Source organism: Stenotrophomonas sp. 1L-E-5-B-C3 (assembly GCF_057292075.1).
The window spans coordinates 69168-76976 of the sequence record NZ_JBXAWS010000019.1; the positions used below are offsets into that span (position 1 = coordinate 69168).

A 7809-nucleotide genomic window follows, 5' to 3' on the forward strand; every position below is an offset into this window, starting at 1 on the left:
GAGTTGTGACCGCCTGCGCTATATTGCCCGTTCCGCCGCAGCCGGGCCGGTATCGGCCTATGCTCCGCGGCCGTGCTGACGAGGAACTATGGCGCAGGTTTTCAGTGACGACGTCTGGGATCGCTGGCGATTGCCGGCCCTGGCGCTGGCGGCTGCCGCGATCATCGTGGTGCCGTGGTTGACCCTGCGCAAACTGCAGCAGGACAACGAACAAGCGATGGCCTGGGTCAACCACACCCAGGCCGTGGGCGTGGCCCTGCAACAGCTGCAGGCCGATGTCCGCGATGTCGAATCGGCTGCGCTGACGCTGTCCAAGGGTGTGGACGCACCGGGCCTGCGTGAACGCATGGCCAAAGCGAATGAAATACCGGGCCGCCTGGCCCAGCTCGGCCGCATGACCCGCGATAATCCCGAACAGCTGATCCGCATTGGCCGCATCGAGTCGATGCTGGACGGGCGCCTGGCGGTGGCGCGCGAACTGGCCAAGTCCGAACCGAACAGCGACCAGCGCGAACTGGTGCAGGACCTGAGCACGCGTTACCCGATCCGTGGCCTGGTTGAGGAACTGCAGGCCAGCGAGGAAAAGTTGCTGGCACTTCGCGCCGAGCAGGCCGCACGCCAGCGCAGGCAGACCGAGTTTGTTTCCTGGAGCTCGCTGGTGGTGCAGCTGGCCCTGCTGGGCCTGGTGCTGTGGTTGTTGCAGCGTCAGATCGGCCGCCGCCTGCACGCCGAACGGCAATCGCAGCGCTCGGCCGCGCGCGCTGCGTCGGTACTGCAGACCGTGCGTGAGCCGATCGTGCTGCTGGATCGTGAGTTGCGCGTACAGCTGCACAATCCTGCATTCGCTGAGCTGTACGGGTTGCAGGATGAGCGGGCCGATGGCCTGCTGCTGGAATCGGTCGGTGATGGCGCCTGGCGGGATCCGGTCATGCGCCAGCGCCTGTCCGATGTGCTGCTGCGTGGCCGCGAACTGTGGGACTTCGAGCACGAACAGCGCGCCGCCGATGGCATGGTGCGCTACATGCTGCTCAACGCCCGGCGCATGCCACTGCCCGATACCGATGACGAAGTGGTGCTGATGACCGTCAGTGACGTTACCGTGCAGCGGGCCGTGCAGCTGCGCGTGGAAGAGCTGAACCGCCAGCTGGAAGGCAAGGTGGCACAGGTATCTGAGGTCAATCGCGAACTGGAGGCGTTCAGCTATTCGGTCTCGCATGACCTGCGTGCGCCGCTGCGCCATGTTGCCGGTTTCTCCGACAAGCTGTCGCGCCATCTGGGTGAACAGGCCGACGACAAGAGCCGCCATTACCTTGAAGTGATCTCCAGTTCGGCGCGGCGCATGGCAGCCCTGATCGACGACCTGCTGGTCTACTCGCGCCTGGGGCGCGTGGCGATGCGCCAGCAGGCGGTGGACATGCAGTCGCTGGTGGCCGATACCCGTGCCATGCTCGATTCCAACCTGCAGGCCGAGGCCGAAAACAGCGGCCATGCGCATCAGGTGGAGTGGAGCATCGCACCGCTGCCGATCGTGGTCGGCGATGAAAACATGATCCGCCAGGTCTGGCTGAACCTGCTCGGCAACGCGGTGAAGTACTCGGGCAACCGCGAGCCGGCAAAGATCCGCGTTGACTACCAGCTGCAGCCCGACGGTGGCCATCAGTTCACGGTCAGCGACAATGGTGCAGGCTTTGACATGGCGTACGCCGCCAAACTGTTCGGTGTGTTCCAGCGCCTGCACAAGGCCAGCGACTACCCGGGTACCGGCATCGGCCTGGCCAGCGTGCGCCGCGTGCTGACCCGCCATGGCGGCCGTATCTGGGCAGAAGCCGAGCCTGACGTCGGCGCCACCTTCCACTTCTACCTGCCTCCCGCGATCGACGCGGACAAACAAGGTCCCTCTGCATGACGACTCTGCGCACCATCCTTCTCGCCGAAGACAGCCCGGCCGATGCCGAAATGGCAATCGACGCTCTGGAAGAGGCGCGTCTGGCCAATCCCATCGTGCACGTCGAAGACGGCGTGGAAGTGATGGATTACCTGCTGCGCCGCGGCGCCTTCGCCAACCGTGAGGAAGGCCTGCCGGCGGTGTTGCTGCTGGACATCAAGATGCCGCGCATGGATGGCCTGGAAGTGCTGCGGCAGATCCGCGAGCACGAAGAACTCAAGCGCCTGCCGGTGGTGATCCTGTCGTCCTCGCGCGAGGAAAGCGACCTCGCCCGCAGCTGGGACATGGGCGTGAACGCCTACGTGGTCAAGCCGGTGGACGTGGACCAGTTCTTTGGCGCGGTGCAGACCCTGGGCAAGTTCTGGGCGTTGATCAACCAGGCACCGGAACTCGAGTGAGCCCATGCCCCTGACCGGTCCCGCCCTGGGGGCGCTGCGCATCCTGCTGGTGGAAGATTCCCCGGAAGATGCCGAGCTGATGTCCGAACAGATGCTCGATGCGGGCCTGGAAGCCCGTTTCGAGCGTGTCGAGAGCGAGGTCGAGCTGCGCCAGGCGCTGGCTGCGTTCGTGCCGGACATCGTGCTGTCCGACCTGAGCATGCCGGGATTCTCCGGTGACGATGCACTGCGCATCGTGCGCGAGACCTCACCGGAAGTGCCCTTCATCTTCGTCTCCGGCACCATGGGTGAGGAGAACGCGGTGGCGGCGCTGCAGAAGGGTGCCAACGACTACATCATCAAGCACCTGCCGGCGCGCCTGCCGTCGGCGGTGGCGCGCGCGATCCGCGAGGCGCGCAGTGCGGTTGAACGCGCACGCGTGGAAACCGAGCTGATGCGCGCGCAGCGGCTGGAGAGCCTGTCGCTGCTCGCCGCCGGCCTCAGCCATGACCTGCGCAACATCCTGCAGCCGCTGCTGATCATGCCGGACCTGCTGAAGGCCCGTACCGACGATCCACAGCTGCACCACCTGGCCGATGTCATCGCCGAGTGCGGCCGTCGTGGCCACGAGATGGCCGAATCCATGCTGTCGTTCGTGCGTGGCTCGCGCAAGCCGAGTGAACGCATCGAGATCGATGGCCTGTTCGATGCGGTGGCACTGCTGTTGCGCAGCAACGTGCCCGATGCCGTGCGTCTGGAACTGCAGGTGCAGGACCAGGGCCTGGTGGTCGATGCCAATTACACCGAGTTGCAGCAGGTGATGTTGAATCTGGCGCTCAACGCGATCCAGGCGATGCCCAACGGTGGCCGGCTGAGCCTGACCGCCAGCCATGCCGGCCAGCGCGATGGCGTGGACTGGATGCAGATCCGTGTGGTCGATGAGGGCATCGGCATGGATGCGGACACGCTCTCGCACCTGTTCAACCCGTTCTTCACCACCAAGGCCGATGGCACCGGCCTGGGCCTGATTTCCTGCAAGCGCATCGTTGAAGGTGCCGGCGGCAGCATCCACGTCAGCAGCCAGCCGGGGCAGGGAACGTGTTTTGAACTGCGACTGCCGATGCACGAGGCCATTGATGGCAGCGAGCCGATCGAGCAGCTGGTGGCGCTGGGCAGTGGCCAGTCGATCCTGGTGGTCGATGGCGAAGCCACCCGCCTGTCGCTGCTCGGTAATGCGCTGTCCAGCCAGGGCTATCAGCTGCAGTTGGCATCCGATGGTCCGGCGGCGCTGCGCTGGATGCAGCAGGAGGCGTTGCCGGCACTGGTGATCGCCGACGCCGGTTCCAAGCTGCTGCCGGCCAGCCAGCTGCTGGGCGAGATGGCTGTACTGGGCTATCGCGGCCCGGCGCTGGTGCTGGAAGACGCAACGGTGGATGTATCGGCCGATGCATTCCCCGCTGGCGTGGAAGTGCACGTGCTGCGCAAGCCGCTGCAGATGCAGCAGGTGTTCCGCGCGGTGGCCGAAGCGCTGGGCTGACTGCGCCTCGCCGGGCATGGCCCGGCGCTACCGAAGGTTGTGGGTAGCGCCGGGCCATGCCCGGCGGCAGGTCAGACCGGGCGATCCGTGGTTTCCCACGGAAACCGCGGCAGGCTGTCCACCGCCTGCTCCAGCCGTCGCGACCAGTTCTGGTGGATGTCGGCATACAGCGCTGAATCCGCACCCAGCCGCAGCTGCTGGCCGATGCGCAGTTCGCCATCGCGCAGCAGCGCCAGGTCGATCGGCAGGCCCACCGACAGGTTGGAGCGGATGGTGGAGTCCAGCGAGACGATGGCCGTGCGTGCGGCATCTTCCAGACGTGTTGCCGGGCTGAGGATGCGGTCGAGGATCGGCTTGCCGTACTTGGATTCGCCGATCTGCAGGTAGGGCGTCTCCGGCGAGGCGGCGATGGCGTTGCCCAACGGGTAGACCATGTACAACCCTGGGCGTTCACCGGCAACCTGGCCGCCGAAGATCAGCGTGGCCTGGGTGTTGACCCCGTCATGGCCGTGCTCGCTGTGCTCGGTCTTGACCTGGCTGTCGACCAGCAACTGGCCAACGTAGGCTGCGGCCTCGAACAGGTGGGCCATGTCACGCAGGTTGGGCGTACGCCGCTCGTCGGCGTCGCGGACCAGGCGCGACACCAGCAGCTGGGTGGTGGCCAGGTTGCCAGCCGCCATCAGTACGTAGGCTGCCTGGCCGGGGTACTCGAACACGTGCAGCTTGCGGTGCACGCGCACATCGTCCAGCGAGGCATTGGTCCGGGTGTCGGCGGCGAAGACCAGGCCCTCGTCCACCTCGATTCCAACGCAATAGGTCATGTCGGTGCCCTATCATGTGCGTCCCGGATTGTAGGCAGGCCGCCGTGACGACGGCATGTCCACGCCCCCCAAGTGCCGTCACCTGAACCGCATGACCACCGTGCTCCTGAGCCTGGGCAGCAACGTCCAGCCCCGCCGCTACCTCCACGCCGCGGTGACGGCCCTGCGCGAGCGCTTCGGCGCGCTGCAGGTGTCACCCGCCTACCGTACTGCTGCGGTCGGCTTCGATGGCCCGGCCTTCCTCAACAATGCGGTGGCGATCGAGACCGACCTGCCACTGCAGGAACTGGACAACTGGCTGCATGCGCTGGAAGACGCGCAAGGGCGTGACCGCAGTGGCCCGCGCTTTTCCGACCGGACCCTGGACATCGATGTGGTGTTCTACGGCGACCTGGTGGTGGAGGGCCCCGGCCACCTGCGCATCCCTCGCCCGGAGCTGAAGCATGCCTTCGTACTGAAGCCGCTGGCGGACATCGCGCCGGAGTTCGTTGACCCGGTCAGCGGCCAGGACCTGGCCACGCTGTGGCGTGCGCACAGGCAGTTTGGCGAAGCGTTCGAGGTCGTGGACCTCGAATGATGGCCGCTGCGCTCGCCGGGCATGGCCCGGCGCTACGGATCTACGTGACCCGGTAGCGCCGGGCCATGCCCGGCGGATCGTCAGCTGACCGTACGCCCGCCATCCACGCGCAGGGTATGGCCGGTGACGAAGCTGGCATCGGCCACCAGCCAGTACACCGCCTCGGCGATCTCTTCCACGGTGCCGATCCGCGCCAGCGGCGTGCGCGCCAGCAGCGCCTCGCGGGCGAAATCGTCCTTGCCCTGTTCCGGCCACAGGATCGCGCCGGGGGCCACTGCGTTGACCCGCACCTTCGGCGCCAGTTCCAGCGCCAGCGAGCGGGTGGCCATCTCCAGCGCGGCCTTGGCCATCGTGTAGGCGATGTGGTCGCGCATCGGGTCGGTGCCGTGCAGGTCGGTCAGGTTGACGATGCAGCCGTGCTGGCGGCGCAGGTACGGAGCTGCCGCCTGTGACAGCAGCAGTGGCGCCCGTGCGTTGACTGCATACAGCTCGTCCATCGCCTCGGCGGTGACCTGGCCCAGCGGGGTAGGGAAGAAGTTGGAGGCGTTGTTGACCAGCGCATCCAGGCGGCCGAAGTGGGTCACGGCCTGTTCCACCAGATCGGTCAGGGCATCGGCGTCACGCAGGTCGGCCTGCAGCGCCAGCACGCTGCCGGGGCGCACGTTGTCGAAATCGAACGCGGCCTGCTGCAGCTCGGCGCTGGAGGTGTTGGCATGCAGCACCACCGACCAGCCACAGGCATGGAACTGGCGGGCAATGGCCGCACCGATCCGGCGCGCGCTGCCGGTGATCAGGACCACGGGGGTGGTGTCGCTCATCGAGGGTCCTCCAAGGCTCGGCTATCCTGTGCACCATTGTCACCGCATTCGAAGACGCCATGCAGCCCACGTTCCCTCTGCCCGAAGCCGATGCCCTGGCCCACAGCGACCAGCTGGCCGCCGCCCTGCGCGCTGAAATCCTTGCGCAGGGCGGGGCGATGCCGTTCTCGCGGTTCATGGAGCTGTGCCTGTATGCCCCCGGCTGGGGCTATTACAGCGCCGGCGCCAGCAAGTTCGGCGGCAGCGGCGATTTCACCACCGCGCCCGAGCTCGGCAGCCTGTTCGCCGGCAGCGTGGCCAATGCGCTGGCCCCGGTGTTCGCCCAGTTGGGCGCTCAGGCGCGCATGCTGGAGCTGGGCGGCGGCACCGGCGCCTTCGCCGAAGCGGTGCTGCTGCGCCTGGCCGAGCTGGACGCACTGCCGGCGCGCTACGCCATCCTCGAACCCAGTGCGGACCTGCGCGAGCGCCAGCAGCAGCGCCTGCAGCAGAACCTGCCGGCCGAGCTGGCCGCGCGCGTGGACTGGGTCGACCGCCCGTTTGAAGAGGATTGGGAGGGCGTGGTGTTCGCCAACGAGGTGATCGACGCGCTGCCGACTCCACGCTTCCTGATCAGGGACGGCGAGGTCTACGAGGAAACCGTCGAGCTCGATGGCGATGGCAACTTCATCCGCGGTGCGCAGCCGGCCGACGTCCTGCTCAACGGTGCGGTGCGCCATCTTGAACGCTACCTGGAAAAGCCTTTTGCCGAGGGCTACCGCTCCGAAGTGCTGCCGCAGCTGCCGTACTGGCTGCAGGCGGTGGCCGGTGGCCTGCAGCGTGGCGCGATGCTGTTCGTCGACTACGGCTACAACCGTGGCGAGTTCTACATGGAAGATCGCGATGACGGCACCGTGCGCGCGTTCTATCGCCAGCACGTGCACAACGAGATCTACCGCTGGCCGGGCCTGCAGGACATCACGGCGTCGGTGGATTTCACCGCGATGGCCGAGGCCGGCATGCACGCCGGTTTCGAGCTGGCCGGTTACTGCAGCCAGGCCAGTTTCCTGCTTGGCAACGGCCTGGACCAGGTGCTGCTGCTGGCCGAGGAACGCACCGATGAAGTGGGGCGCATCCAGCTGCGTGACCAGGTGAAGAAGCTGACCCTGCCGACCGAGATGGGCGAGCGCTTCCAGGCCATCGGCCTGCAGCGCGACGTCGATTTCGAGCCGGCGTTCGAGCTGGGTGACCTGAGCTGGCGCCTGTGAGCCACGCGTTGCCAGTGATCAAGCCGCTGCAGCGGCCGCGCCTGTGGGCCGTGCTGTGGGCGCTGGCGGTGCTGTTGGTGATCGTGGTCTGCCTGATCCCGCCGCCGCCGATTCCGCTGCCGGAAAACAGCGACAAGGGCGAGCACTTCCTCGCCTATTTCATCCTCGCCGGCAGCGCGGTGCAGCTGTTCCGTCGCGGCCGCCCGCTGCTGTGGGTGGGCGTGGGCCTGGTACTGATGGGCATCGGTATCGAGTTCGCGCAGGGCGCGCTGACCAGCAATCGCATGGCCGACCCGATGGATGCCATCGCCAATACGATCGGCGTGTTGGCCGGTATGGTCACCGCGCTGACCCCGCTGCGCGACCTGCTGCTGCGCTGGCGCGGGTAAAGGCGTGCTGTAGATACCGTGTCGCCCTCGCCTAGGCAAGGACGACGTCAGGCTCAAAGGGTCGGCCACTTCTCAGTACGCCCCAAATCAGATGGATGAGC

8 protein-coding genes are annotated in these 7809 nt (G+C 66.8%); 6 read left to right on the forward strand and 2 right to left on the reverse strand.

Annotated features, from left to right (window positions below):
• The first annotated feature begins 88 nt into the window (after nt 1–88).
• Genes AC0Z6F_RS19395 through AC0Z6F_RS19405 form a run of 3 tightly spaced genes read left to right on the forward strand, consistent with a single transcriptional unit; the run spans nt 89 to nt 3859 of the window.
• Nucleotides 89–1906: a sensor histidine kinase gene (locus tag AC0Z6F_RS19395; protein WP_006392039.1), complete on the forward strand. Its 1818-nt coding sequence runs from the start codon at nt 89–91 to the stop codon at nt 1904–1906.
• Nucleotides 1903–2343, forward strand: a complete 441-nt coding sequence (locus AC0Z6F_RS19400) for a response regulator (protein ID WP_005411057.1) — start codon at nt 1903–1905, stop codon at nt 2341–2343. The genes AC0Z6F_RS19395 and AC0Z6F_RS19400 overlap by 4 nt, the downstream gene beginning before the upstream one ends.
• Nucleotides 2344–2347: 4 nt before the next feature.
• Nucleotides 2348–3859, forward strand: a complete 1512-nt coding sequence (locus tag AC0Z6F_RS19405) for an ATP-binding response regulator (RefSeq protein ID WP_012512119.1) — start codon at nt 2348–2350, stop codon at nt 3857–3859.
• Nucleotides 3860–3930: 71 nt separating this feature from the next.
• Here AC0Z6F_RS19405 and AC0Z6F_RS19410 read toward each other — a convergent pair whose 3' ends face one another.
• Complete coding sequence (locus AC0Z6F_RS19410; protein WP_012512118.1) at nt 3931–4680, reverse strand: proteasome-type protease; 750 nt, start codon at nt 4678–4680, stop codon at nt 3931–3933.
• Nucleotides 4681–4771: 91 nt separating this feature from the next.
• On the opposite strand from AC0Z6F_RS19410, the gene folK reads away from it, so the two are divergent.
• Nucleotides 4772–5257 carry a 2-amino-4-hydroxy-6-hydroxymethyldihydropteridine diphosphokinase gene (gene folK, locus AC0Z6F_RS19415; RefSeq protein WP_041864585.1) on the forward strand — a complete coding sequence of 162 codons (486 nt, stop codon included), beginning with the start codon at nt 4772–4774 and terminating at the stop codon, nt 5255–5257.
• An 80-nt stretch (nt 5258–5337) separates the two neighbouring features.
• On the opposite strand, the gene AC0Z6F_RS19420 is transcribed toward folK, so the two are convergent.
• On the reverse strand, nt 5338–6075 hold the full coding sequence (locus AC0Z6F_RS19420) for a pteridine reductase (RefSeq protein ID WP_006391894.1): 738 nt from the start codon (nt 6073–6075) through the stop codon (nt 5338–5340).
• 59 nt (nt 6076–6134) lie between these two features.
• Here AC0Z6F_RS19420 and AC0Z6F_RS19425 point away from each other — a divergent pair, with 59 nt between their 5' ends.
• Both AC0Z6F_RS19425 and AC0Z6F_RS19430 read left to right on the forward strand, forming a co-directional pair.
• Nucleotides 6135–7319 carry a class I SAM-dependent methyltransferase gene (locus AC0Z6F_RS19425; protein ID WP_012512116.1) on the forward strand — a complete coding sequence of 395 codons (1185 nt, stop codon included), beginning with the start codon at nt 6135–6137 and terminating at the stop codon, nt 7317–7319.
• Nucleotides 7316–7708, forward strand: a complete 393-nt coding sequence (locus tag AC0Z6F_RS19430) for a VanZ family protein (RefSeq protein ID WP_012512115.1) — start codon at nt 7316–7318, stop codon at nt 7706–7708. The genes AC0Z6F_RS19425 and AC0Z6F_RS19430 overlap by 4 nt, the downstream gene beginning before the upstream one ends.
• The last annotated feature ends 101 nt before the right edge of the window (nt 7709–7809 follow it).